At 71.1% G+C, this 24,511-nt stretch carries 18 protein-coding genes; 6 read left to right on the plus strand and 12 right to left on the minus strand.

Going from position 1 to position 24,511, the window contains the following annotated elements; genetic code table 11:
* Positions 1-69 precede the first annotated feature (69 nt).
* On the plus strand, positions 70-561 hold the full coding sequence (locus tag BLR95_RS08945; RefSeq protein ID WP_092618628.1) for a GNAT family N-acetyltransferase: 492 nt from the start codon (positions 70-72) through the stop codon (positions 559-561).
* A gap of 307 nt (positions 562-868) precedes the next feature.
* Here BLR95_RS08945 and recJ read toward each other — a convergent pair whose 3' ends face one another.
* From recJ to BLR95_RS08965, 4 genes are read right to left on the minus strand one after another with little or no spacing between them, the layout of a single operon-like run.
* Positions 869-2,656, minus strand: a complete 1,788-nt coding sequence (gene recJ / locus BLR95_RS08950; protein ID WP_092618631.1) for a single-stranded-DNA-specific exonuclease RecJ — start codon at positions 2,654-2,656, stop codon at positions 869-871.
* The gene (locus BLR95_RS08955; RefSeq protein WP_092618634.1) at positions 2,653-3,663 is read right to left on the minus strand and encodes a class II fructose-bisphosphatase family protein; all 1,011 of its coding nucleotides are present in this window, start codon (positions 3,661-3,663) and stop codon (positions 2,653-2,655) included. The genes recJ and BLR95_RS08955 overlap by 4 nt, the downstream gene beginning before the upstream one ends.
* An 11-nt stretch (positions 3,664-3,674) precedes the next feature.
* The gene (locus BLR95_RS08960) at positions 3,675-4,988 is read right to left on the minus strand and encodes a homoserine dehydrogenase (protein WP_092618637.1); all 1,314 of its coding nucleotides are present in this window, start codon (positions 4,986-4,988) and stop codon (positions 3,675-3,677) included.
* Positions 4,988-6,217, minus strand: a complete 1,230-nt coding sequence (locus tag BLR95_RS08965) for an LL-diaminopimelate aminotransferase (RefSeq protein ID WP_092618640.1) — start codon at positions 6,215-6,217, stop codon at positions 4,988-4,990. Before BLR95_RS08965 ends, BLR95_RS08960 begins: the two co-directional genes overlap by 1 nt.
* A gap of 207 nt (positions 6,218-6,424) precedes the next feature.
* On the opposite strand from BLR95_RS08965, the gene BLR95_RS16235 reads away from it, so the two are divergent.
* A complete protein-coding gene (locus tag BLR95_RS16235) occupies positions 6,425-8,434 on the plus strand; it encodes a SpoIIE family protein phosphatase (RefSeq protein WP_092618644.1) in 2,010 nt (669 codons plus the stop codon).
* A gap of 162 nt (positions 8,435-8,596) precedes the next feature.
* On the opposite strand, the gene BLR95_RS08975 is transcribed toward BLR95_RS16235, so the two are convergent.
* Both BLR95_RS08975 and BLR95_RS08980 read right to left on the minus strand, forming a co-directional pair.
* Entirely contained in the window at positions 8,597-8,803 is a 207-nt protein-coding gene (locus BLR95_RS08975) for a YgaP family membrane protein (protein ID WP_342719814.1), read from the minus strand.
* A 251-nt stretch (positions 8,804-9,054) separates the two neighbouring features.
* Positions 9,055-9,756 (minus strand): Crp/Fnr family transcriptional regulator, encoded by a 702-nt coding sequence (locus tag BLR95_RS08980; protein ID WP_092618647.1) that lies wholly within the window; start codon positions 9,754-9,756, stop codon positions 9,055-9,057.
* A 223-nt stretch (positions 9,757-9,979) separates the two neighbouring features.
* Between BLR95_RS08980 and BLR95_RS08985 the strand changes: the two genes are divergently transcribed.
* The 4 genes from BLR95_RS08985 (at position 9,980) to BLR95_RS09000 (ending at position 15,244) form a co-directional block, all read left to right on the plus strand.
* Positions 9,980-11,194 carry a 6-phosphofructokinase gene (locus BLR95_RS08985; RefSeq protein WP_092618650.1) on the plus strand — a complete coding sequence of 405 codons (1,215 nt, stop codon included), beginning with the start codon at positions 9,980-9,982 and terminating at the stop codon, positions 11,192-11,194.
* 825 nt (positions 11,195-12,019) lie between these two features.
* Complete coding sequence (gene tcuA, locus BLR95_RS08990; protein WP_092618653.1) at positions 12,020-13,372, plus strand: FAD-dependent tricarballylate dehydrogenase TcuA; 1,353 nt, start codon at positions 12,020-12,022, stop codon at positions 13,370-13,372.
* The gene (tcuB, locus tag BLR95_RS08995) at positions 13,365-14,498 is read left to right on the plus strand and encodes a tricarballylate utilization 4Fe-4S protein TcuB (RefSeq protein WP_245689396.1); all 1,134 of its coding nucleotides are present in this window, start codon (positions 13,365-13,367) and stop codon (positions 14,496-14,498) included. The genes tcuA and tcuB overlap by 8 nt, the downstream gene beginning before the upstream one ends.
* Entirely contained in the window at positions 14,495-15,244 is a 750-nt protein-coding gene (locus BLR95_RS09000) for a cobalt-precorrin-6A reductase (RefSeq protein ID WP_092618656.1), read from the plus strand. Before tcuB ends, BLR95_RS09000 begins: the two co-directional genes overlap by 4 nt.
* A 187-nt stretch (positions 15,245-15,431) precedes the next feature.
* Here the strand turns inward: BLR95_RS09000 and cobJ are convergent, their stop codons facing one another.
* The 6 genes from cobJ to BLR95_RS09030 form a co-directional block, all read right to left on the minus strand.
* On the minus strand, positions 15,432-17,102 hold the full coding sequence (cobJ, locus tag BLR95_RS09005) for a precorrin-3B C(17)-methyltransferase (RefSeq protein WP_092618659.1): 1,671 nt from the start codon (positions 17,100-17,102) through the stop codon (positions 15,432-15,434).
* Between the two features lie 11 nt (positions 17,103-17,113).
* The gene (locus tag BLR95_RS09010; RefSeq protein ID WP_092618664.1) at positions 17,114-17,848 is read right to left on the minus strand and encodes a precorrin-2 C(20)-methyltransferase; all 735 of its coding nucleotides are present in this window, start codon (positions 17,846-17,848) and stop codon (positions 17,114-17,116) included.
* Complete coding sequence (locus BLR95_RS09015) at positions 17,849-18,487, minus strand: precorrin-8X methylmutase (protein WP_092618667.1); 639 nt, start codon at positions 18,485-18,487, stop codon at positions 17,849-17,851. It abuts the gene before it with no gap.
* A gap of 290 nt (positions 18,488-18,777) precedes the next feature.
* Positions 18,778-20,178 carry a dihydrolipoyl dehydrogenase gene (lpdA, locus tag BLR95_RS09020; RefSeq protein ID WP_092618670.1) on the minus strand — a complete coding sequence of 467 codons (1,401 nt, stop codon included), beginning with the start codon at positions 20,176-20,178 and terminating at the stop codon, positions 18,778-18,780.
* A 28-nt stretch (positions 20,179-20,206) separates the two neighbouring features.
* On the minus strand, positions 20,207-21,469 hold the full coding sequence (gene odhB, locus BLR95_RS09025; RefSeq protein WP_092618673.1) for a 2-oxoglutarate dehydrogenase complex dihydrolipoyllysine-residue succinyltransferase: 1,263 nt from the start codon (positions 21,467-21,469) through the stop codon (positions 20,207-20,209).
* A gap of 35 nt (positions 21,470-21,504) precedes the next feature.
* Complete coding sequence (locus tag BLR95_RS09030) at positions 21,505-24,465, minus strand: 2-oxoglutarate dehydrogenase E1 component (RefSeq protein WP_092618677.1); 2,961 nt, start codon at positions 24,463-24,465, stop codon at positions 21,505-21,507.
* Positions 24,466-24,511 lie beyond the last annotated feature (46 nt).

A 24,511-nucleotide genomic window follows, 5' to 3' on the forward strand; every position in this document is an offset into this window, starting at 1 on the left:
AAAATCGGAACCACCAAGTGGTTCCGATTTTTCGCTCTCGGCTCTAGGCGCTCATCCAGAGGACCCCCAATGCCCGTGCGCGAGCTTGTGTCGGCCGATGTGCCGGCGATCACCGCCCTTTATGCCCACCACGTGCGGACCGGCACCGCCACCTTCGAGGAGGTTCCGCCGCCCGAGGCCGAGATGGCCCGGCGCATGGCGGCGCTGGCCGAGGCCGGCCTGCCGCGTCTGGTTGCCGAGGTCGAGGGGCGGGTGGTCGGGTTCGCCTATGCCGGGCCCTATCGCACGCGCAGCGCCTACCGTTTCACGGTCGAGGACAGCATCTACCTCGATCCCGGCTTCCAGCGCCGGGGGCTGGGCCGCGCCCTGCTCGGCCAAGTGATCGAGCGGGCCCAGGGGCTTGGCCTGCGCCAGATGATCGCCGCCATCGGCGACAGCGGCAACGTCGGCTCGATCCGGCTGCACCAGCAACTGGGGTTCACCCCCACCGGCACCCTGAACCATGTCGGCTACAAGTTCGAGCGCTGGCTCGACGTGGTGATGATGCAGCGCACCCTGTGAACCGCTGCCCGCCTGATACCAGACGGCGATGAGAGAAACTCACCGCCGGTTGGTATGAATGAAGGGGCTTTGCCCCTTTAAGACCCCACCGGGGGAGCCAGGGGCTCCCCCGGACCCCCTCCATTCATTCATTGATCGCCGAGCGAACGGAACGCTCGGGCTTGGGGGGGGCGCCAATGAAAGGCGGGGTCCGGGGAAGCCCTGCTTCCCCGGTGGGGGTTTGGGGGCAAAGCCCCCAACTCAAAGGCGCCCGGACCCCCAAGGGCTTGACCAAGCCGCGATGAGTCCTGCTCATCGCCGGCTGGTATTACCCGGCCTCGGCGGCGTCGTCGATCACCAGTTGCACGTCCTGGCGGCCGTTGTAGGTGTCCGGGCGCAGGGTGCCGGCCAGATGCAGGCTGGCCTGGGCGCTGGCCAGCAGGCGCACGCCGACATCCGAATCGGCGGCCTTGAAGGCGATCGCCTTCAGCCGCCCGCCGCGCGGCCCTTCGATGAAGCAGCGCACGTGGCCCTGGCCGACCACGTCGACCCTTGCGATGCGGCAATCGGGGAGCACGAAGCGGGGCTCCGGATTGCCGATGCCGAAGGGGCCGACCCGGGCCAGCGTCTCGATCAGCGTCCACGAGGCGCCGGCGGCATCCACCGCGCCGTCCAGCTCCAGGGTCGGGACCAGATCGCAGGCCGCCAGTTGCTCGGCCAGCCGGGCGTCGAGGAAGGCCTGGAAGGCGGCCAGCCGGTCAGCCTCGACGGTGAAGCCGGCGGCCATGGCGTGGCCGCCGCCGTTGACCAGCAGGCCGGCCTCGCGGGCGGCGATGACGGCGCCGCCCAGGTCGAGCCCCGGCACGCCGCGCCCCGAGCCCTTGACCATGCCGCCCTCGTCGGTGGCGACGATGGCCGGCAGGTCGTAGCGCTCGCGCAGCCGCCCGGCGACGATGCCGACCACCCCCGGGTGCCAGTCGCGGCCCAGGGCGAAGAGCAGCGGGCTGTCGCCGTGCGGGCGGCTTTCCACCTGTTCGATGGCGGCCTTCAGCACGGCGGCCTCGACCTCCTGGCGCAGGCCGTTGAGCTCGTTCAGTTGTTCGGCGATGGCGCGGGCCTCGGCCGGGTCCTCGCTGGCCAAAAGGCGGGCCCCCAGGTCGGCCTGGCCGACCCGGCCCCCGGCGTTGACCCGGGGTCCCATGACGTAGCCCAGATGGAAGGCTTCGGGCGGGCGGTCCAGCCGGCAGACATCGGCCAGGGCGGCCAGCCCCACGTTGTCGCGCCGGGCCATCACCTTCAGGCCCTGGGTGACCAGGGCGCGGTTGAGGCCGACCAGCGGCACCATGTCGCACACCGTGCCCAGGGCGACCAGATCGAGCAGCGCCTTGAGGTCCGGCTCGGCGCGGCCGTTGGCGTAGTGGCCGGCGTCGCGCAGGGCGCGGTTGACCGCCACGGCGAGCAGGAAGGCCACCCCCACGGCGGCCAGATGCTCCAGGCCGCTGGTGTCGTCGGGGCGCTTGGGGTTGACCACGGCGCGCGCCTCGGGCAGCCGGGTTTCGGCCTGATGGTGGTCGCACACCACCACGTCGAGCCCGGCCCGGGCGGCGCCGGCCAGCGGCTCGAAGGCGGTGATGCCGCAATCGACGGTCACCACCAGCGAGGCGCCCTTGGCCTGAAGCTCCTGGAAGGCGGCCAGGTTGGGGCCGTAGCCCTCGGCCCGGCGGTCCGGGATGTGGACCAGCACCGTGGCTCCCAACTGGCGGAAGAAGCGGTGCAGCAGGGCGGCCGAGGTGGCGCCGTCAACGTCGTAGTCGCCGAAGATGGCGATGGTCTCGCCGCCGCTCACCGCCTCGGCCAGACGTTGGGCGGCGGCGTTCATGTCGGCCAGCGCCTCGGGGTCGGGCAGCAGGCGGCGCAGGGTCGGCGACAGGAAGTCCTCGGCCGCCTCCAGGGCGACGCCGCGCGCCGCCATCAGCCGGCCGACCACCTCGGGCAGGGCGTGGGCCTGGGCCAGGGCGACGCCCAGCCCATCGTCGGCCGGGCGCAGCACCCAGCGGCGCCCGCCGATTGAGCGCTCCACGCCGAGAAAGCTGTGGTTGGCCTGGGGGAGGGTCAATCGGGCCTCGCTTTCACCGAGAAATCGTGCCGGGTGACCATGGTGCGCAAGGTGCGCGAGCGGGCCCGCATCATCAGCGAGTGGGTGGTGGCACCGCCCGGCCAGCGGCGCACCCCGGGCAGGGCCGGGCCGCCGGTGATGCCGGTCAGGGCGCACATCACGTCGCCGCTGGCCAGATCCTGGATCGACAGCTTGGCGGTCGGGTCCTTGAGCCCGGGCAGCGGCGGCAGGCGCCCCCCGCCGCCCGGGGGGGCGACCAGCCGGGCCTGCATCTCGCCGCCCAGGCAGCGCAGGCCGGCCGCCGCCAGCACCCCTTCCGGGGCACCCCCGACGCCCATGTAGAGGTCGACCCCGGTTTCCGGCAGGGCGGTGGTCAGGGCGCCGGAGACGTCGCCATCGTTGATCAGGCGGATGCGCGCCCCGGCTGCCCGCACCCGGCCGATCAGCTCGCCGTGGCGCGGCCGATCGAGGATGCAGACCACCAGATCGCCGACCTGGGCGCCGCGCGCCTCGGCCAGCCGGGCCAGGTTTTCCTCGGGCGGGGCGTCCAGGTCCAGGGTGCCGGGGGGCAGGTCCGGGCCGGCGGCGATCTTGTCCATGTAGAGGTGGTCGGGCACGGCCAGGAAGCCGCCCCGCTCGGTGACCGCGACGATGGCGATCACGTTGACGTCGCCGCGGGCACAGGCGGTGGCGCCTTCCAGCGGATCGAGCGCCAGATCGACCGCCTGCCCCTGGCCACGGCCCACCTCCTGGCCGGCGAACAGCCAGGGCACGGCGCCCTCCTCGCCGTCGCCGACGACCACCCGGCCGTTCATCTCGACGGCGTTGATGGCGTTGATCATGGCCCGGGCGGCGGCCCGGTCGGCGGCTTCCTCGTCGCCCCGGCCGACGTGGCGCGAGGCGGCCAGGGCGGCGGCTTCGGTGACCCGCACCATGTCGAGCGCCAGATTGCGGTCGACCGGGCCGGGCAACTCGGCGGGCATCTCGTGAGGGTCGGTCGGGCTCATGACGGCGGGCCTTACAGGTGTTCGATGCGGATCACCACCGGCGTCTCGACCACCGCCTCGATCTGGGCGATGCGGTCGACGGCGCGCCGCGCGGCGGCCTCGATGGTGTCGTGCAGGGTCATCACCACTGGCACCGCGTCGCCCGGGTTGCGGCCGCGTTGCAGGATGGATTCCATCGACACCTCTTCCTCGTAGAGGATGGCGGCGATGTCGGCGAACACGCCGGGCCGGTCGAGCACGGTCAGGCGCACGTAGTAGCTGCCCCGGCGGCGCTCCACCGGCAGCGCGTCGAGCGGCCTGAGGTGGGCCGCCGGCAGGCCGAAGGGCGGCGCGGTGCGCCCGGCGGCCAGATCGATCAGGTCGGCGACCACCGCCGAGGCGGTCGGCCCGGCGCCCGCCCCGGGGCCTTCCAGGACCACCCGGCCGACCGCGTCGCCCTCGGCGACCACCGCGTTGAAGACGCCGTCGACACCGGCCAGCGGGGCGTCGGCCGGGATCATGGTCGGATGGACGCGCTGTTCGATGCCGGCCTCGGTGGCGCTGGCCAGGCCGAGCAGCTTGATGCGGTAGCCCAGCTCCTCGGCGAAGGCGATGTCGAGCGCCGTGATCTCGCGGATGCCCTCCACGTGCACGGCATCCAGGTTGACCTGGGTGCCGAAGGCGAGGCTGGTCAGGATGGCCAGCTTGTGGGCCGCGTCGACGCCATCCACGTCGAAGCTGGGGTCGGCCTCGGCGTAACCCAGGCTCTGCGCCTCGGCCAGCACGTCGGCGAAGTCGCGGCCGCTGTCGCGCATGGTCGACAGGATGTAGTTGCAGGTGCCGTTGAGCAGCCCGTAGACGCTGTCCAGGGCGTTGGCGGCCAGCCCCTCGCGCAGGGCTTTCAGGATCGGGATGCCGCCGGCCACCGCCGCCTCGAAGGCCAATGGCACGCCGGCCGCCTCGGCCGCCTGGGCCAGGGTCCAACCGTGGTGGGCGAACAGCGCCTTGTTGGCGCTGACCACCGGCCGGCCGGCCTTGATCGCCGCCTCGGTGACCGCCCGGGCCACCCCCTCGCTGCCACCTATCAGCTCGACCACGGCGTCGCACTCGGCGCGGGCGGCCATTTCGGTGGCGTCGCCGAACCAGGCGATGCCGGTCAGGTCGCACGGGCGCGGCCGGTTGTGGTCGCGCGCCGAGACGGCGACCACCTCGACCGGGCGGCCGGCCCGGGCGGCGATCAGCCCGGCGTTGTCGGCCAGCAGTTGGACGGTGGCGGCGCCAACCGTGCCCAGGCCGGCGACGGCGACACGGAAGGGGGCGGGGGCGGAGTCGGCGGAATGGGACATCAGGGGGCTCGTTTGGCTTCTTTGTCGGCGTCCAGGCGGGCCAGGGCGGGGCCCGGGTCGGCCAGGAACTGCTTGACGTTGCGGATGGCCTGGCGGATGCGGTGCTTGTTCTCGACCAGCCCGATGCGCACATGGCTGTCGCCGTGCTCGCCGAAGCCCAGGCCCGGGGCGACCGCCACCTTGGCTTCCGACAGCAGCAGCTTGGAAAACCCGATCGAGCCCAGGTGGGCCAGTTCGGGCGGGATGGGGGCCCAGCAGAACATGGTGGCCGGCGGGCGGGGAATCTCCCAGCCGGCCTGGGCCATGCCGTCGATCAGGGTGTCGCGGCGCTCGCGGTAGAGGGCGCGCACCTCGTCGACACACGCCTGAGGGCCGTTGAGGGCGGCGGTGGCGGCCACCTGGACCGGGGTGAAGGCGCCGTAGTCGAGGTACGACTTCACCCGCGCCAGGGCGGCGATCAGCTTTTTGTTGCCGCAGGCGAAGCCGACCCGCCAGCCGGGCATGTTGTAGGTCTTGGACAGCGAGGTGAACTCCACCGCCACCTCGCGCGCCCCTTCCACCTCGAGCAGCGAGGGCGGCGGTTCGCCCTCGAAATAGATTTCGGCGTAGGCGAGGTCGGACAGGATGTACAGCCCGTGGTGGCGGCAGAAGGCGACCACCTCCTTGTAGAAGGCCCGGTCGGCGACGTGGGCCGTCGGGTTGGAGGGGAAGTTCAGGACCAGCGCCACCGGCTTGGGCACCGAGTGGCGGACGGCCCGCTCCAGGGCGTCCAGGAAGGCGTCGTCCGGCTTGGCCGGGATGTGGCGCACCGAGCCGCCGACGATGATGAAGCCGAAGGCGTGGATGGGGTAGCTGGGGTTGGGGGCCAGCACCAGATCGCCCGGGCTGGTGATGGCGCTGGCCAGGTTGGCCAGCCCTTCCTTGCTGCCCAGGGTGACGACGATCTCGCTCTCCGGGTCCAGATCGACCCCGAAGCGGCGCTTGTAATAGGCCGCCTGGGCCTTGCGCAGGCCGGGAATGCCGCGCGACATACTGTAACGGTGGGCCTTGGGATTGGCCGCCGCCTCGGCCAGCTTGGCGATGATGTGCGGCGGCGGCGGCTGGTCGGGGTTGCCCATGCCCAGGTCGATGATATCCTCGCCGGCGGCCCGCGCCTTGGCCTTCATGGCGTTGACCTCGGCGAAGACGTAGGGTGGCAGGCGCTTGATACGGTGGAATTCCTGGTCCATCGAAGTGGTGTCGTCCATGGAGATGGCTGGCCGGTCGGTCGGCGCGAGCCGGAAGGGAACCCGTTGTAACCCCGAATCCAAGCCCGACGCGACCCCCTTATTGACCCGCCGGGTGTCGAAACGGGGCCGACAGGATGACCCGTTCGGGGCACTCCCGGTGGCCCCCGTGGTCCCTGGCGACCCGTGGTCCCTGGCGAAAGGAATGGCATGTCGATCCAGCGCAGGCTTCTCATCCTGCTGGCGGCAACCGCGCTGCTGCCGCTGACGGTGGCGCTGATCAGCCATCTCAACTCGGCGCGCCTGCTGGTCGACGAGTTGGAGCAGCGCATCCACGCCATCTTTCTGGAGCGTTCGCGCGACAGTCTGGCCCGCACGGCCGATTTCGCCTCGCGGCTGGTCGACGAGCAGCGGCGCCTGCTGGAGGTGGCGCTGACCGCCCAGGCGCGCGAGGTGGAACGCCATCTGGCGGCGCCCGGCGCGCCCCCCCTGGCCGATCTGGCGCCCCCCCTGGCCGACTTGCGCCGGGCCGCCGGCGGGGCCATCCATCGTCAGGCGGTGATCCTCGTCGACGGCCGCCGGGCCGGCTTTCCCGAACCTGACTGGCCGGCCGACAGCGATCCCCGCCAGCGCTCGGTGTTCGCCGCCACGCTGGACCCGGCGCTGGCCCCGGGCAGCCCGGTGTGGGCCCAGCCCTATCCCGATCCCAAGAGCGGCCGCCTGCTGTTCGCGGTGGCCGGCTCGGTGCGCGGCCCGGGCGGCGCGCCGGCCGGCATCACCACCCTGGCGGTGGACATCCTGCCCCGGCTCGACGAGTTGCATGATCGCAGCGGCCTGCCCCCGGCCACCCGCACCGTGCTGGCCCATGTGGTCGCCCCCGGTGAAGCCGTCCCCGGCGTCGCGCCGCCCGACCGGGCGCGCCTGCGTCTGCTCGCCGAACGTCACGGAGACGGCGGGTCGAGCTGGCGGACGGCGCCGCCCGGAGCCTGGCTGGGGCCGGGCGGCGCGGCGGAAGAGGGGCCGGCGTTCGCCCGCGTGCTGGCCGACATCGCCGCCGGCAACAGCGGCGCGGTGCGTTTGTCGGGACCCCAGGGCGATGCCATCTGGGCCTATGGCGGGGTCGGCGGACCGGGCGGGGCGCTGCTGTTCATCATGCCCTTCAACCTGCTCGAGGCGGCGGCCGGGACCTTTTCCGACATGGTGCGCGAGACCACCATCGACCAGATCCGCCTGACCGCCCTGACCATCGGCCTGATCGGGCTGGCCGTGGTCATCCTGTCGATCCGCACGGCACGCGCCGTCACCCTGCCGTTGCGCCAACTGGCGGAAACCGCGCGGCGCATCGGCGCCGGCGACCTCGAGGCCCGGGCCCGGGTCACCGGCAGCGACGAGATCGGCCAGTTGGGCCAAGCCTTCAATGCCATGCTGCCGGCCCTCAAGGAGCGGGTGGACCTTCGGGCCTCGCTGCTGGTGGCCCGCGAGGTGCAGCAGAACCTGTTGCCGGCCGAGCCGCCGCCACTGGCCGGCTACGACATCGCCGGCCATTCGATGTACTGCGACGACACCGGCGGCGACTACTACGACATGGCGCTGGTCCGCGACCTGCCCGGCATCGGGCCGCTCGATCCGGCGGCCCCGGAACGGCTGGCCCTGGCGGTGGGCGACGTGACCGGGCACGGGGTCGGGGCGGCGCTCCTGATGGCCACCGTGCGGGCGGCCCTGCGGGCGGCGCCGCGCGGCAACGAGGAACTGGCCCCGGTGCTGGCCCGGGTCAACCGCCAACTGGCCGCCGACAGCGGCGGCGGGCGCTTCGTCACCCTGTTCGCCGGGGTTCTGGACGCCGCCGACGGGGTGCTCCACTGGTCGTCGGCCGGGCACGAGCCGGCCCTGTTGTGGCGGGCCGCCGAGAAGCGGGCCGAATGGCTGGACGGGGACGACATTCCGCTTGGCATCGACCCGGACTGGCACTTCCAAAGGCCGCGCAAGACCCACCTTGGGCCCGGCGATGTGCTGGTCATCGGCACCGACGGCCTGCGCGAGACGCGCGGCCCCGATGGCGCCATGTTTGGTCAGGCCCGGCTGGCCGCCCTGGTCGGCGAGCGGGCGGCGCTGCCGGCCGAGCTGCTGATCGCCGATCTGCTGGCGGCGCTCGACGACTATCGCGGCGGCGCGCCCCAGGGCGATGACATCACCCTGCTGGTGGTCCGTCGGTTGGCCTGAGGCGGTGATTTAAGGTGGGTATCAAGGGGGGGGGCAGCGGTTCCGGAACCCGCCCGCGCAATCAGGTGGGCGCTGGTTCAGCCCCCGGGTTCGGCCTCGCCTGGGGCGGGGCCGGCGGGCCAAGGGGGCGGCAGCCCCCTTGGCCGCTGCGGCGGGCGGCGATCAGGCCGCGCCACCGTCCTTGGGGCAGGTGTTGATGCCGACCAGCTTGTAGGCCGGGCAGTAGGACATGGCGGCGGTGGCCAGCGGCACGATGCCGATGAAGGCCCACCAGCCGAGCGACCCGCTGACCGCGCCGGCGATCAGCACCACGCCGACGATGCCGCGGATGACGCGGTCCATGGTTCCGACGTTCTTTTCCATTTCCATAACGCGTGCTCTCCCTTCTTGACGGGCCGCCCCGACGGCTGGGGGCGGCGATGAAGCCCTTGAACGAAGCATGCCAAGCCGGCGCCGGGGGTACCACCGGGCCAGCGGGGCAGGAGCGTCGGTGCGGTCGGCCAAGGTGCCGGAAAACGCACCCAACCGCCGCCCGGCCATGGGTAGCAGAAAACCACGGTCCGGTCACCGGGTCTGTAACCTTGTCACAATGGGATGGATGTGGAGCGAGGGGGACGCCATCAGGCGTCGGTTGGCTGGCCCAGCCGGTCCTTCAACTCCTTCAGGCGGTCCGGGCGGTCGATGTAGAGGATGCGGCCGTGGCGATGGATCAGCCCGCCACGGGTCAACTCGGACAGCACGCGGGCCACCGTCTCGCGCGTTGCGCCGATGCGGCTGGCCAGGGTGGCCTGGGTGGGCAGCGGATAGATCGACAGGATCCTCAGGTTCCCCGGGTCGGGCCGCGACAGGCGCAGAAGCTCGGCGACCACCCGTTGCTGGGCCGACAGGGTGGCGAAATCGACCAGCCGCTCGTTGGTGGCGCGGATGACCCGGGCCAGTTTCTCCAGCATGGCCCAGGCCAGATCGGGGTGGCGGGCGATCATCTGGCGCACCTCGGCCGCCGGCAGGGCGGCGATGCGGCAGGCGCTGGCCGCCGACACGGTGGCCGAGCGGGGCCGTCCGTCGATCATCGCCAACTCGCCGAAATAGCCGCCCGTCTCCACCTCGTTGAAGGCGATCTCCTTGCCGGTGATCGAGTAGCTGGTGATGCTGACCTTGCCCTTGACCACGAACAGCAGATCGGCGCTGTCGTCGTCCTTTTCGCAGATGGTCTGCCGGGCCTTGTAGTCGCGCCAGTGACAGCGCGCTTCCAGGGCGTTGAGTTCGGGTGCCGGCAGGCCGGCCAGAAGCTCGATCACCGACAGGCTGTGGGTAGCCTCCATGGACGCCGTTCCGCCTCCCCGCTTCTGGTGTCCCCCGTGTCCATGGACCTATTGGTGACCCCTCGTTCGGGCGCGGTCAAGTGCCGGGGCGCCAAAAGCCCGCCGCCCGGGGTGGCGGCGCGTTGCCTTCCGGGGCGGGATGGCCCATTGTGCGCCCGGCTTGTGCGCCCGGCCGCGCGCCGCTTGTTTTTCCCCTTTTCCAGCCAAGGAGAGTCTGAAAGCCATGCTGTCCGGAAAGGTACTGGTCGCCCAAGGCGGCGGCCCGACCGCGGTCATCAACCAGTCGATGGTCGGTGCGGTCCTGGAGTCGCGCAAGTTCCGCAACGTGGAACGGGTCTACGGGGCCTTTCACGGGGTGCGCGGCATCGTCAACGAGGACCTGCTCGACCTGACCCAGGAGACCACCCACAACCTGGAGATGGTCGCCGAGACCCCGTCCTCGGCGCTGGGCTCGACCCGCGACAAGCCGGACCTGCCCTACTGCCAGGAAATCTTCAAGGTGCTGAAGGCCCACGAGGTGAAGCACTTCTTCTACATTGGCGGCAACGACAGCTCCGACACCGTGCGCATCGTCTCCGAGGAGGCGGCCAAGGCCCGCTACGACCTGCGCTGCGTGCACATTCCCAAGACCATCGACAACGACCTGATGGTCAACGACCACACCCCCGGCTTTCCCAGCGCGGCGCGCTTCGTGGCCCAGGCCTTCATGGGCATCAACCTGGACAACTGGGCCCTGCCCGGGGTCTACATCGGGGTGGTGATGGGGCGCCACGCCGGCTTCCTGACCGCCGCCTCGGCGCTGGGCAAGAAGTTTCCCGACGATGGCCCCCACCTGATCTACGTGCCCGAGCGGGTGTTCGACATCGACGCCTTCCTGGCCTCGGTGAAGGAGACCTACGAGCGCCACGGCCGCTGCGTGGTGGCGGTCAGCGAGGGCATCCACGACAGCGCCGGCACGCCGATCATCACCCGCTTGGCCAAGGAAGTGGAAACCGACGCCCACGGCAACGTGCAGCTTTCCGGCAGCGGCGCCCTGGGTGACCTGTTGGCCGAAACGGTGCGCGAGAAGCTGGGCATCAAGCGGGTGCGGGCCGATACCCTGGGCTACATGCAGCGCTCGTTCGTCGGCTGTGTGTCCGACGTCGACCAGCGCGAGGCCCGCGAGGTGGGCGAGAAGGCGGTGCAGTTCGCCATGTGGGAAAACCGCCACGGCTCGGTGACCATCCACCGCACCGGCTTCTACTCGGTCGACTACCAGTACAGCGATCTGAACGCGGTGGCCGGCAAGACGCGCACCATGCCCGATCAGTTCATCGCCCCGGCCGGCAACGACGTCACCGACGCCTTCCGCATGTACCTGAGGCCGCTGCTCGGTTCCGGTCTGCCGGACAGCTTCCGCCTGCGCGCCAACTACGTGCCGAAGGTCCTGGGGCGCTGAATTCCGCCATTTCCGGGCTCGGGCGGACGGCCGCCCGAGTATCCTTTCGGTCAGGGGGGTGTTACGCGGTTTGGATGATATCCATGGGGATATTAGGGGAATTGACGGGCAAATAGTTCAACCCTCTTGTCGGACATAGCCGGGTGCCTTATCTCTTGATCAGTGAACAGCGACTGAATTGGCGCTTCACGGAAAGGGTTCGAAGGGTCCCCCGATCCGCCATCGGCACCGCTCCCCCTGGTGTTCGGCGGTCCGGAAGGGACACTTGAGAACCTTGTGGTGAGAGGAACACCCGGTCAAAGGAGGACCCGAATGATGCCTCGATACCCTTCCGTCGACGGCCGTGTCGGTAACCATGGGCAGGGCCTTCAGGCTGCCCGCAGGTCCCGGCATGCGGCGGTGGCGGTATCGGCCCGCCAGGATATGACCATGCCCCTCGTCGTTGCCGGCCTCGTCTGGCTGGCACTGGGCGCGATGGCCCTGGCGTAGACCCGAAAGGCATCCGGCAAAGGCGCGCCGACCCTCGGACAACGAAGGTCACGCCGGCTTTCCAAGCGACGATCTTCCATGGGAACCGCCCCGGCCTCGGTCGGGGCGTGGAAGAACGGAAGCAAAAGCCAGCGCGGCGACCCTCGTCAGGTTCGCCCGGTCGTCCCGGCTCCGGTGTTCGATATTCCGACTGGCTATGAGCATGGCCTGACTGTTACCCCCTAAAGACCCTCCAACGGCGGGGCTTGCCCAAGGGCAAGCCCCGTTCGCTTTTCAGCCCCGGACTGTGCTACCCATGGCCTGTCCCGTCGCTGTCTGGAAACGTCGCCCCCCGAGATGTCCCCCGGCGCCCGCCCCGAAGCCTTGAAGACCTGCCAGGTGCTTGTCCTTGGCGGGGGCATGGCCGGTCTGTGCGCGGCGCTGGCCGCCGCCCAGGCGGGGGTGCGGGTGGCCCTGGCCGATCCCGCCGAGGCACGCCTGATCGGCGGCAACGCCCGCCACGGCCGCAACCTGCGCCTGCCCCACGCGGCACCCACTGGGCGCATCGTCGACCGCTACCCGGGCCAGGAACTGCTGGCTGATCTGACCCGCATCGCCGATCCCGAGGTGGCCGGCGAGGCCCTCTGGCGGGCCCTTTTCGTCGCCCAGGCGGCGCGGGTCCCCGGCTGGCTGGCCGCCGCCGGGGTGGCTTTCCAGAGCCCCGGCGACGGCCTTCTGCCCTATTCCCGCAAGACCGCCTTTTTCCTCGGCGGCGGCCAGGCTCTGGTCAACGCCCTGGTCGCCGCCGTTCGACACCACCGGGTGGCCCTGTGTCCCGGCTGGGCCGGGCGCGCGGTCGATCCCAAGGGCCCCACGGTGGGCCTGGAACACGCCGCCGGGGAGCGCCTGGAGGTCAGCCCGCCGGCCCTGGTGGTGGCCAGCGGCGGCTATCAGGCCAATCGTGGCTGGCTGGCCGAGACCTGGGGCGAGGCGGCCCGCCATCTGGTGGTGCGTGGCACTCCGCACGCCGAGGGAGCCCTGCTGCGCCAGCTTCTGGACCACGGCGCCGCCCCGGTGGGGGCTCCCGGGGCCTGCCATCTGGTGGCGGTGGACGGCCGCGCGCCGCGCTTCGATGGCGGCATCATCACCCGGGTCGATGGGCTGGCCCACGGCATCGTGGTCGACCGCCTGGGCCGCCGGGTGACCGACGAGACCGTGGACAGCGGCCCCACCCGCTATTCCCGCTGGGGCTGGCGGGTGGCCCACATGCCGGCCCAGATCGCCCACGCCGTGTTCGACGCCGACGGACTGGCGGCCGGCCAGCGCCAGGGGCCGTGCTCGGTTTTTCCGCCCCTGACGGCGCCCGATCTGACCACCCTGGCCCTGCTGATCGGCGTCCACGGGCCCAGCCTGATCCGTGCCGCGCGATCCAGCGGTCGGGTCGGGAATCCGCCCTTCGCGGCCTTCCCCATCCGCCCCGGCATCACCGCCACCCACCACGGCGTGGCGGTCGATACCAGTGGCCGGGTGCGCCGGGCCTCGGGCGGTGTCTGGCCCGCGGTGTTCGCCGCCGGCACGGTGATGGCGCCGACCCTGCTCGGCACCGGCTATCTGGCCGGCAGCGGGCTGACCATCGCCGCCGTCTCCGGACGGCTGGCCGGGCAGGGGGCGGCGCTGACGGCGCGCCAGGGGGAGGCGGCCGATGTCTGAGCCCCCCCTGATCCCACAGCCGCCGTCCGCCCACATGGCCGACCCGCTGGAGCCGCTGGGCAACCCGCTCGACGAGGCGCGGCGGCAACTGGCCATCTGCAACGTATGCAAATACTGCAACGGCTTCTGCCCGGTCTTCGCGGCCGCCGAGCAGCGCGCCGGGCTGAGCGACGGCGACCTTCTGCACCTCGCCCACCTGTGCCACAACTGCCGCAACTGCTGGTACGCCTGCCAGTACGCGCCGCCCAACCCGTTCGCCGTCAACCTGCCGCGCGCCCTGGCCCGGGTGCGCATGCTCACCTACCGGGCCTACGCCTGGCCCGGCGAGGTGGCCGGACCGGGCTGGTTGGCCCTGCTGCTGGCCCTGGCGGTGCCCGTGCTGACCGTCTTTCTGGTCCCGGCCGAGGTGCTGTTCGCGTCCCACCAGGGACCCGGGGCCTTCTACGCGGTGATCCCCTGGGGCGTGTTGACCGGTCTGGCCGCTGTCTCGCTGGGCGGGGCCCTGGTCATGATGGCGGTGGGCATGGCCCGCTATTGGCGCGATACGGGAGGGGGCTCGCCGCTGAGCGCCCTGAAGGCCCTGCCGCGCGCCCTCAAGGCGGTCGCCCTGCTCAAGCACATGAACGGCGGCGGGGTGGGCTGCAACGACGTCGATGGCCGCTTCTCGCGGCGTCGCCGCTGGCTGCACCAAAGCTTGCTCGGGGGCCTCTTGCTGTGTCTCGCCGCCACTCTGTGGGCCGCCGCGTGGCACCACTTCCTGGGCCGGGAGGCACCCTATCCGCTGACCAGCCCGCCGGTCCTGCTGGGCACCGTGGGCGGCGGCCTGATGACCCTGGGCAGCGCCGGGTTGATGTGGCTGAAGCGTCGCGCCGATCCCGAACCGGCCGATTCCCGGGCGGTGCGCGCCGAATGGTCGCTGCTTGGCCAACTGCTGGCCGTCGCCCTGTCCGGGCTGGCCCTGCTGGCGTGGCGCGACAGCGCCGCCATGGGGCTGCTGCTGGCCCTGCACCTGGGCATCGTGCTCGGCTTCTTCTTTGCCCTGCCGTTCGGCAAGCTGGCCCACGCCCCCTATCGCCTGCTCAGCCTGATCCGCGCCGTCATGGACACCCGGGACCCACCACCATGAGCACCATCCTCATCCTCGGTGGCACCACCGACGCCTACGCCCTGGCCGAGCGTCTGACCCCAGAACCCGGCCGCCGGGTCATCACCTCGCTGGCCGGGCGCACGCCCAATCCCCGCCGGCCGGCCGGCGAGCTGCGGGTCGGCGGCTTCGGCGGGCCCCAAGGACTGGCCGCCTACCTCAAGGCCGAACAGGTCGACGCCGTGGTCGACGCCACCCACCCCTTCGCCGCCACCATGGGCTGGAACGCCGCCCAGGCCTGCGCCACCGCCGCCATCCCCCTGGTCCGCCTCGACCGCCCCGCCTGGATGCCCCAGCCGGGCGACCTGTGGCACCCGGTGGCGGACTGGCCCCAGGCCGTGACCACCCTGCACCGCCTGGGCAGCCGCCGGGTGCTGCTCGCCGTCGGGCGGCAGGACCTGGCCCCCTTCGCCAACCAGCCGGACATCCACTTCCTGATCCGCGCCGTCAGCCCACCCGACCCCATGCCCCCGTTCCCCAAGGCCCACCTGATCCTCGACCGCGGCCCGTTCAGCCTCGAGGCCGAACACACCCTGCTCGCCGAACACCAGATCGAGGCCATCATCTGCAAGAACAGCGGCGGCGCCGCCAGCGCCCCCAAACTCGCCGCCGCCCGGGAACGCCAACTGCCCGTCATCATCCGCAACCGCCCCCCCAGACCACCCCACACCCCGACCACCCCAACCCCCGACACCGCCACCGCCTGGCTGGTATCCCGGGGGCTGTGAGCCAAGGGGGCGCTGCCCCCTTGGAACCCCCGCCGGGGGGACCAGGGGCCCCCCCGGACCCCCGCCGTGAATTAAAACCACCCGGAGGGGGGCAAGCCCCCTCCGGGTGGTTTTGAGTCATGGTGGGGTCTGGGGAGGCCCCTCGGCCTCCCCAGCGGGGTTCCAAAGGGGCGGCGCCCCTTTGCTTTCAGTCCCCGGGATACCAGCGAGGGGTGTAGGTGAGGGGGGTCTGGGGGATGGTGTGGGTGGTTGTCGAGCCGATCAGGACGACGGTTCGCATGTCGACCATTTCGGGTGTGAGCTCGCCCAGGGTGGTGGTGGTCAGGTGTTCGGCGGGGCGGCCGATGTCGCGTCCCAGGATGACGGTGGTTTCCGGGGCCCGGATGGTGCGCAGCAGGTCCAGGGCCTGGCCCAGTTGCCAGGGGCGGGCTTTCGAGATGGGGTTGTAGAGGGCCAGGGCGAGGTCGGCCCGGGCCGCCAGTTCGAGGCGTTCGAGGATGGTCCTGAAGGGTTTCAGGTTGTCGGACAGCGACAGGGTGGCGAAGTCGTGGCCCAGCGGGGCGCCGGCCTTGGCGGCGGCGGCCTGGGCGGCGGTGATGCCGGGCAGGACCACCAGATCGACCGCCAGCCAGCGCGGGTCGGGGTTGTTTTCGAGGGCTTCCAGCACCGCGGCGGCCATGGCGAAGATGCCGGGATCGCCGGAGGAGACCACCACCACCCGGTGACCCTCGGCGGCCAGTTGGAAGGCGTGGGCGGCGCGGTCCAGCTCGACCCGGTTGTCGGAGCCGTGGACCTGCTGGTGGGCGGCGAAGGGGCCGGCCATGTCGAGGTAGGTCTGATAGCCGATCAGGTGCTCGGCCTGGCGCAACTCCTCCTTGACCGCCGGGGTGGTGTGGGCCGCATCGCCGGGGCCGAGGCCGACCACGGCGAGGCGCCCCGGGCGCAGGCCGGGGTGGCGCACCTGATCGGGCGTTTCGGCCCGGGCCAGGGCGAGGCCGTCGGCGTGGCGGACGGGGCCATCCACCGCCTGGGCCAGCATGGCGGCGGGGTCGTCCGTCTCCAGGCGGCGCAGCGGACAGCCGAAGGCCCGGGCGGCGGCGGCGAGGCCGGCGGCGGGGGCGGCGAGGGGGGCCAGGATCAGGGCCAGCGATTGCGCCGCCAGCCCGGCCTCGGCCAGCCCGGCGGCGAGGCGCTGGGGCAGGTCGGGACCGGGATCGGTGACGGCGGCGACCACCACCCTGGGGTGGTAGACCAGATGGTCGGTGCCGGGCTCAAGGTCGTCGGCGGTCACGGTCAGGGTCAGCGGGCCGGCCGCATCGCGGGTGACGGGGGCATCGTCGAGCCACGGGGCCGCCCCCACCACCTTCAGGCCGCGCCCGGCCAGAAGGTCGGACATGAAGCCCTTGGCGGCGGTCGGGTTGCGCAGCACGTAGCCCTCGGGCGGGGTTTCCAGGGCGAGACGGAAGCGGATCTCGCCGCTGGTGGTGATCGCCGGCGCGGTGCCCAGCGCCGTTCCGATGGTGCGCGCCAGATGGTTGACCCCGGCCAGCCCGCCAAGCAGGGGCACCACCGCGCTGCCGTCCTCGGCCAGGGCCAGCACCGGCGGCTCGGCCCGCTTGTTGCCGAGCATGGGGGCCAGGGCGCGGATGACGATGCCGGCGGCGCACAGCACCACCAACGGCCGGTTGGCGGCGAACAGCTCGCGCAGGGTGGGGCCGAAGTCGGTGTAGGTCGTGTCGGCCCCCTCCACCCGCCCGGCGAGGCCCAGCACGCGGGCCCCGGGCAGCGCCGATTGCACCTGGCGCGCGGTGGCGAGGCTGGCCTGATTGAGGGTGAGGATGACCGCGTCGCTGGTCATGGCGCGCCCCCTCACGCTTCCTGCCAGGGCGGCCCGGGGATGAGGATCAGCGAGAAGTAGGGCACCTCCTCGGGCGCCACCTGGGCCAGCGGCAGGATGCGTTGGGCGGCCATGGTGGCGCGCTCCACATACAGCGCCCGGTCCATCAGGCCGAGCCGCTCCAGCACCCGGCGCACCTTGGCGAAGTTGGTGCCCAGCTTCATGATCGCTGCCGCCTCGCAGCCGGCCAGCCGGTGTTCCAGCTCGTCCTCCGGCAGCACGCCGGAGATCACCGACAGGGTCTGGTTGCGGTAGACCAGCGGCGCCCCGAGCACCGCCGCCCCGGCCATGATCGAGGGCACCCCGGGCACCACCTCGGTGTGGTAGCGTCCGGCCAGACGGTCGTGCAGGTACATGAACGAGCCGTAGAAGAAGGGGTCGCCCTCGCAGACCACGGCGACGTCGCGCCCGGCTTCCAGGTGGGTCGCCACCTGTCCGGCGGCGTCGTCGTAGAAGTCGCGGATCACCGTCTCGTAGGACAGCGGCGGCGGCAGCACCTCGGTGGTAACGGGATAGATCAGGGCGAGGCGCAACTGGTCATCGCCCAGGAACCCCTCGACGATGCTCAGGGCGTTGCCCTTGCGCCCCTTGGCCGCCGGATAGGCCACCACGCGGGCCGACTTCAGAAGGCGCACCGCCTTCAGGGTCAGCAGTTCCGGATCGCCCGGGCCGACGCCCAGGCCGAACAAACGTCCCTTGGCGGCCATTCAGTGACGCTCCGCGCCCAGCGCGTTGAGCGCCGCCGCCGCCATGGCGCTGCCGCCGCGACGGCCGCGCACCGCCACGAAGGGCACGCCGCGGCTGTCTTCGGCCAGCGCCTGCTTGCTTTCCGCCGCGCCCACGAAACCGACCGGAAAGCCCAGGATCAGGGCCGGGCGGGGGGCGCCGGCATCGAGCATCTCCAGAAGCCGGAACAGCGCGGTGGGGGCGTTGCCGATGGCCACGATGGCGCCTTCCAGGTGGGGCCGCCACAGTTCCAGCGCCGCCGCCGAGCGGGTGGTGCCCATCTCTTTCGCTAGTTCCGGCACGCCGTCGTCATAAAGGGTGCACAGCACCGGGTTCTGCTTGGCGAAGCGGGCCCGGGTGACGCCATCAGCGACCATCCGGCAGTCGCACAGGAAGGGCGCCCCGGCTTCCACCGCCGCCTTGCCGGCACTGCCGGCGTCGGCCGAGAACATCAGGTCGTCGATCACATCGGGCATGCCGCAGGCATGGGCCACCCGCACCGCCAGGGGCTCCAGGTCGGCTGGCACGCGCGACAGGTCGGCTTCGGAGCGGATGATGGCGAAGGATTCACGGTAGATGGCATGTGCGTCACGCACATACTCGGGAACGGACTGGGACATGGACGACGAGGCCTCGGAACGACGCTGCGGGGAGAAAGCACCTGATACACCATCCCCCGCCGCCCCGCAAAGGCTCTGGGCTGGGGCGGGAACAGCAAGGGGGCGCTCCCCCTTGACCCCCGCCGGGGGGACCAGGGGCCCCCCCGGACCCCCGCCGTGACTTAAAACCCCACCCAGGGGGGCAAGCCCCCTGGGTGGGGTTTTGATTCATGGTGGGGTCTGGGGAGGCCTCCCGGCCTCCCCAGCGGGGATCAAAGGGGCAGCGCCCCTTTGCCGTGCCCGCTCCAGGCTCAGAGGTTGATGGTGCGGCCGTGGATGGCCAGGGCGGCTTCCTTCAGGCTTTCGCCCAGGGCCGGGTGGCTGTGGCAGGTGCGGGCCAGGTCCTCGGCCGAGGCGGAGAACTCCATGGCGGTGACCACTTCCTGGAGCAGGTCGCCGGCTTCCGGGCCGATGATGTGGGCACCCAGCAGGCGGTCCGTCTCGGCGTCGGCGAGCAGCTTGACGAAGCCGTCGGCATCGCCGTTGCAGCGGGCCCGGCTGTTGGCGGCGAACGGCACCTTGCCGGCCTTGTAGGCGATCCCGGCCTTTTTCAGCATTTCCTCGGTCTGGCCGACGGCGGCGATCTCCGGGTGGGTGTAGACCACCGAGGGGATCACCTCGTAGTTCACGTGGCCGGCCTGCCCGGCCAGTTGCTCGGCCAGGGCGACCCCTTCCTCTTCCGCCTTGTGGGCCAGCATCATGCCGCCGATGACGTCGCCGATGGCGTGGATGCCAGGGGTCGCGGTGGCGAAGTGGTCGTCAACCTGGATGAAGCCGCGCTCGTCGGTCTTGACCCCGGCGGTGGCCAGATCGAGCCCCTCGGTGACCGGGCGCCGGCCGATGGCGACCAGCACCTTGTCGGCGGTGATGGTTTCCGCCTCGCCGCCGGCCGAGGGCTCGACGGTCAGCTCGGCCTTGCCCTTCTTCACCTTGGCGCCGGTCACCTTGTGGCCCAGGCGGAAGGTCAGGCCCTGGCGGGCGAGCAGGCGCTGGGCCTGCTTCCTGACCTCGCCGTCCATGAACGGCAGCACGTGGTCGAGGTATTCGATCACCGTCACCTCGGCCCCCAGGCGGGCCCACACCGAGCCCAGCTCAAGGCCGATGACCCCGGCGCCGATCACCACCAGATGCCCCGGCACCTTGTCGAAGGCCAGCGCCCCGGTGGAGGAGACGATGGTCTTTTCGTCGATCTCCACCCCCGGCAACGGGGTCACCTCCGAGCCGGTGGCGATGACGATGTGCTTGGCCTCGAGCTGGTGCGACTCGCCCTCCTCGGGCGTCACCTCGACCCGGCCGCCGCCCAGCAGCCGGCCGCTGCCGGCGATGCGCTCGACCTTGTTCTTCTTGAACAACTGGTCGATGCCCTTGGTCAGGCCGTCGACCACCTTGTCCTTGCGCGCCATCATGGCGGCCAGATCGAGCTTGGGCGCGCCCAGGTCGATGCCGTGCTCGGCCATCCCGTGGCCCGCCATGTGGTAGAGGTGCGAGGACTGCAGCAGCGCCTTGGACGGAATGCAGCCGACGTTGAGGCAGGTGCCGCCCAGGGTCGGGCGGCGCTCCACACAGGCCACCTTGAGGCCAAGCTGGGCCGCCCGGATGGCGCATACGTAGCCCCCCGGGCCGCCGCCGATGATGACCAGATCGTGGGTCATGGATCGCGAACTCCTTTGGGGTCTGTGTTCAGACGCCGATCATCAGACGGGCCGGGTCCTCGATGGCTTCCTTGATGCGGACCAGGAAGGTCACCGCCTCCTTGCCGTCGACGATGCGGTGGTCGTAGCTCAAGGCCAGATACATCATCGGCCGGGCCTCGATGGCGCCGTTCGGCATGACCATCGGGCGCTGCTGCACCTTGTGCATGCCGAGAATGCCCGACTGCGGCGGGTTGAGGATGGGCGTGCTCATCAGTGAGCCGTAGACCCCGCCGTTGGAGATGGTGAAGGTGCCGCCGGTCATTTCCTCGATCGACAGGCGCCCCTCGCGGGCCTTCCTGCCGAACTCGGCGATCTCGGCCTCAAGCTCGGCATAGCTTTTCATGTCGGCGTCGCGCAGCACCGGGACCACCAGCCCCTGGGGCCCGCCGACCGCCACCGAGATGTCGTAGTGGTTCTTGTAGACGATCTCGTCGCCGTCGATCTCGGCATTCACCGCCGGGATGTCCTTCAGCGCCGCCACGGCGGCCTTGATGAAGAAGGACATGAAGCCCAGGCGCACGCCGTGCTTCTTCTCGAAGGAGTCCTTGTAACGGCCGCGCAGGTCCATCAGGGCGCCCATGTCCACCTCGTTGAAGGTGGTCAGCATGGCGGCGGTGTTCTGGGCCTCCTTCAGGCGCTCGGCGACGCGGCGCCGAAGGCGGCTCATCTTGACCCGTTCCTCGCCACCGCGCGCCGGGCTGGCCGGGGTCGGGCGGGGGGCCGGCTTTTCGGCCGCCTTGGGCGCCGATTGGGGCGCCTCGGGAGCCGGCGGGGCGCCGCCCTTCAGGTAGCGCACCACGTCTTCCTTGGTCAGCCGGCCATCCTTGCCGGTGGCCGGGATGGTCGCCGGATCGAGGCTGTTCTCCTCGACCAGCTTGCGCACCGCCGGGGCCAGCCGGCGGTCGCTGTCGGCCGGCGCGGCGGCCTTGTCCTCGGCCCGGGCGGATTTGGCGGGCTCGGATTTGGCGCCATCGTCCTTGGCCGGCGCCTTGGCGCCGGGGCTGGCCTCGGCGCCTTCCTCCAGGCGGGCGAGCAGGCTGCCCACCTCCACCTCGGCCCCTTCCTCGGCGATGATCTCGGAAAGCACGCCGGCCACCGGGGCGGGCACCTCCACGGTCACCTTGTCGGTCTCCAGCTCGGCGATGGGCTCGTCGGCGGCCACCGCCTCGCCGGCCTGCTTGAACCATTTGGCGACGGTCGCTTCGCTGACCGACTCGCCGAGCTGGGGAACCTTGATCTCGATCGCCATGGGAAAGTCCGTTCGTCCTGGGCTGGAAAAGGGGGCTAGTGGCCGATGCGGGCCAGCTCGGTGACCCGGTGGAAGGGCTGCGGAATCTTGTCGAGCGGCGTGGTCAGGGCGTCCCCGACCAGTTTGGCCTGCTCCGCCTGATGGGTCTTGAAGCTGCCGGTGGCCGGGCTGGCGGCGGCCCGCCGGCCGGCATAGAAGGCCTGGCGGTGCGGGTGGTTTATCTCCTCCAGCAGGTATTGCAGGCGGCGATCGACGAAGGTCCAGTAGCCCATGTTGGCCGGCTCCTCCTGGCACCACACCACCTCGGCCTTGGGATAGGCCGAGATGAGGTTCATCAGGGTGTCCTTGGGCCACGGGTAGAACTGCTCGACCCGGATCAGGGCGACGTCGTCCAGCTCCTTGGCGCGCCGGGTTTCCAGGAGGTCGTAGTAGACCTTGCCGGTGCACAGCACGACGCGGCGCACCTTGTCCGCCTTGGTCAGGGGGTCGGCCTCGGGGATGGCGCGCTGGAAGTCGGCGTCGGTGAAGTCGGCCAGGGTCGAGACGCACAGCTTGTGGCGCAACAGCGACTTGGGCGACATCAGGATGGCCGGCTTGCGGTAGTTGCGCTTCACCTGCCGGCGCAGGAAGTGGAAGTAGTTGGCCGGCGTGGAGATGTTGCAGACCTGGATGTTGTCCTCGGCGCACAACTGAAGGAAACGCTCCGGCCGGGCCGAGGAGTGTTCCGGCCCCTGGCCCTCGTAGCCGTGGGGCAGCAGCAGCACCAGCCCCGACATGCGCAGCCACTTGCTTTCGGCGGCGCTGATGAACTGGTCGATGATGACCTGGGCGCCGTTGGCGAAGTCGCCGAACTGGGCCTCCCACATGACCAGGGCATCGGGGTCCTGCAGCGAATAGCCGTACTCGAAGCCGAGGATGGAGACCTCCGACAGCGGGCTGTCGTGGACCTCGAACACCGCCTGATCGGAACTCAGGGTGTTGAGCGGGCGGAAGCGTTCCTCGGTGGTTTGGTCGACCAGCACGGCGTGGCGCTGGCTGAAGGTGCCCCGGCCCACGTCCTGCCCGGACAGGCGCACCGGATGGCCCTCGCGCAGCAGGGTGCCCAGGGCCATCGCCTCGCCGGTCGCCCAGTCGAAGCCCTCGCCGCTGTCGAACATGGCCGCCTTGGCCTTCAACTGGCGGACGATCTTGCGGTTGAGGTCGAAGCCCTCGGGCGGCGTGGTCAACACCTTGCCGACCCGGCGCAGGGTGTCGGCGTCGACCCGGGTCGGCTCCTGGCGGTATTCCTCCTCGCCCATGGCCGCCTTGTAGCCCTGCCACATGCCCTGCAGCCATTCGCCCCGGTTGGGCTTGTAGCTGGCGGTGGCCTTGAAGGCGGCCTCCAGCTTGTCGTGGAAGGACTGGGCCATGGCCTCGACCTCGTCTTCCGACAGGGCGCCCTCCTCGATCAGCCGGCGGGCGTAGATGTGCCGGGTGGTCGGGTGGTTGGCGATGCTTTTGTACATGATCGGCTGGGTGAAGGCCGGCTCGTCGCTTTCGTTGTGGCCCTGGCGGCGGTAGCAGACCATGTCGATGACCACGTCGGACTGGAATTCCTGGCGGAACTCGATGGCGATGCGCGCCGCGTGGACCACCGCCTCCGCGTCGTCGCCGTTGACGTGCAGGATCGGCGCCTGGATCACCTTGGCCATGTCCGAGGCATAGGTGCCGGAGCGGGCGTGGCGCGGGCTGGTGGTGAAGCCGATCTGGTTGTTGATGATGAAATGGATGGTGCCGCCGGTACGGTAGCCCAGGGTCTGCGAGAAGCCGAAACACTCGGCGACGATGCCCTGGCCGGCGAAGGCGGCGTCGCCGTGCAAAAGCAGGCCGAGCACCGAGCGGCGCTCCGGGTCGCCGATGCGCCAGCGCTCGGCTTTGGGGACGAGCTGCATCTGCTTGGCCCGCACCTTGCCCAGCACCACCGGGTCGACCACCTCGAGGTGCGACGGATTGGCGACCAGCGACAGGTGGATGGTCTTGTCGTCGAAGGTGCGGTCGGCCGAGGTGCCCAGGTGGTACTTGACGTCGCCCGAGCCCTGCACGTCGTCCGGCGAGGAGGTGTTGCCCTCGAACTCGGAGAAGATCGCCTGGAACGGCTTGTGCATGACGTTGGCCAGCATGTTCAGCCGGCCGCGGTGGGCCATGCCGATGACCACGTCGGACAGGCCCAGTTGCCCGCCGCGCTTCAGGATCTGCTCGACGGCGGCCAGCAGGGCCTCGCCGCCTTCCAGGCCGAAGCGCTTGGTGCCGGTGTACTTCCGGCCCAGGAAGGTCTCGAAATCCTCGGCCTCGATCAGCCGCTCGAGGATGGCCCGCTTGCCCTCGGGGGTGAAGTCGGTCTGGTTGCGGATGCCCTCGATGCGCTGTTGGATCCAGGCCTTCTGCTCCGGGTACTGGATGTGCATGAACTCGACACCGATGGTGCCGCAGTAGGTGTCGCGCACCACCTCGACGATCTGCCGGAGCGGCGCCTGCTCCAGGCCCAGCACGTGGTCGATGAAGATCTCGCGGTCGAGGTCGGCCTCGGTGAAGCCGTAGGAGCGATAGTCGAGCTCGCTGTGTTCGCCGTAGTGCTGGATGCCCAGGGGGTCCAGCTTGGCGTGCAGATGGCCGCGCACCCGGTAGGCGCGGATCATCATCAGGGCGCGGATGGAATCGAGCGTCCGCTGGCGCGCCTCCTGGGGGCTCAGGCGCTCGCCGTCGGCGGCCCGGCGGCCGCTGTCGGCCGGCCGGCTGGTCGGGCCGTCCGGATCCTCGCCGCCGACCACCTTGAGGTCGCGGCCGCGCCAACTGGGGCCGTGCAACTCGGCGCCGCCGGGCGGTTCGCCTTTCAGGTCGTCGAAGAAAGCGGCCCAGCGGTCGTCCACCGACCGGGGATCGGCCTGCCAGCGTTCATAGAGTTCGGCGATGTAGATCGCGTTGGGACCGGAGAGCAGGGAGTCGAGGGCCGCGTCCATGGTGTCCTTTGAGGTCCGAAGGCGTGGCGGGCCGGGCGCGGGCAAC

The sequence above is a fragment of the Roseospirillum parvum genome (genome assembly GCF_900100455.1).
In the GTDB taxonomy this organism is placed as follows: domain Bacteria; phylum Pseudomonadota; class Alphaproteobacteria; order Rhodospirillales; family Rhodospirillaceae; genus Roseospirillum; species Roseospirillum parvum.

Coding starts and splice junctions, on each gene's coding strand:
- BLR95_RS08945 (WP_092618628.1), top strand. CDS start 70: ATGCCCGTGCGCGAGCTTGTGTCGGCCGATGTGCCGGCGATCACCGCC.
- BLR95_RS08955 (WP_092618634.1), bottom strand. CDS start 3,663: ATGAGCCCGACCGACCCTCACGAGATGCCCGCCGAGTTGCCCGGCCCG.
- BLR95_RS08960 (WP_092618637.1), bottom strand. CDS start 4,988: ATGTCCCATTCCGCCGACTCCGCCCCCGCCCCCTTCCGTGTCGCCGTC.
- BLR95_RS08965 (WP_092618640.1), bottom strand. CDS start 6,217: ATGGACCAGGAATTCCACCGTATCAAGCGCCTGCCACCCTACGTCTTC.
- BLR95_RS16235 (WP_092618644.1), top strand. CDS start 6,425: ATGTCGATCCAGCGCAGGCTTCTCATCCTGCTGGCGGCAACCGCGCTG.
- BLR95_RS08975 (WP_342719814.1), bottom strand. CDS start 8,803: ATGGAAATGGAAAAGAACGTCGGAACCATGGACCGCGTCATCCGCGGC.
- BLR95_RS08980 (WP_092618647.1), bottom strand. CDS start 9,756: ATGGAGGCTACCCACAGCCTGTCGGTGATCGAGCTTCTGGCCGGCCTG.
- BLR95_RS08985 (WP_092618650.1), top strand. CDS start 9,980: ATGCTGTCCGGAAAGGTACTGGTCGCCCAAGGCGGCGGCCCGACCGCG.
- tcuA (WP_092618653.1), top strand. CDS start 12,020: ATGTCCCCCGGCGCCCGCCCCGAAGCCTTGAAGACCTGCCAGGTGCTT.
- tcuB (WP_245689396.1), top strand. CDS start 13,365: ATGTCTGAGCCCCCCCTGATCCCACAGCCGCCGTCCGCCCACATGGCC.
- BLR95_RS09000 (WP_092618656.1), top strand. CDS start 14,495: ATGAGCACCATCCTCATCCTCGGTGGCACCACCGACGCCTACGCCCTG.
- cobJ (WP_092618659.1), bottom strand. CDS start 17,102: ATGACCAGCGACGCGGTCATCCTCACCCTCAATCAGGCCAGCCTCGCC.
- BLR95_RS09010 (WP_092618664.1), bottom strand. CDS start 17,848: ATGGCCGCCAAGGGACGTTTGTTCGGCCTGGGCGTCGGCCCGGGCGAT.
- BLR95_RS09015 (WP_092618667.1), bottom strand. CDS start 18,487: ATGTCCCAGTCCGTTCCCGAGTATGTGCGTGACGCACATGCCATCTAC.
- lpdA (WP_092618670.1), bottom strand. CDS start 20,178: ATGACCCACGATCTGGTCATCATCGGCGGCGGCCCGGGGGGCTACGTA.
- odhB (WP_092618673.1), bottom strand. CDS start 21,469: ATGGCGATCGAGATCAAGGTTCCCCAGCTCGGCGAGTCGGTCAGCGAA.
- BLR95_RS09030 (WP_092618677.1), bottom strand. CDS start 24,465: ATGGACGCGGCCCTCGACTCCCTGCTCTCCGGTCCCAACGCGATCTAC.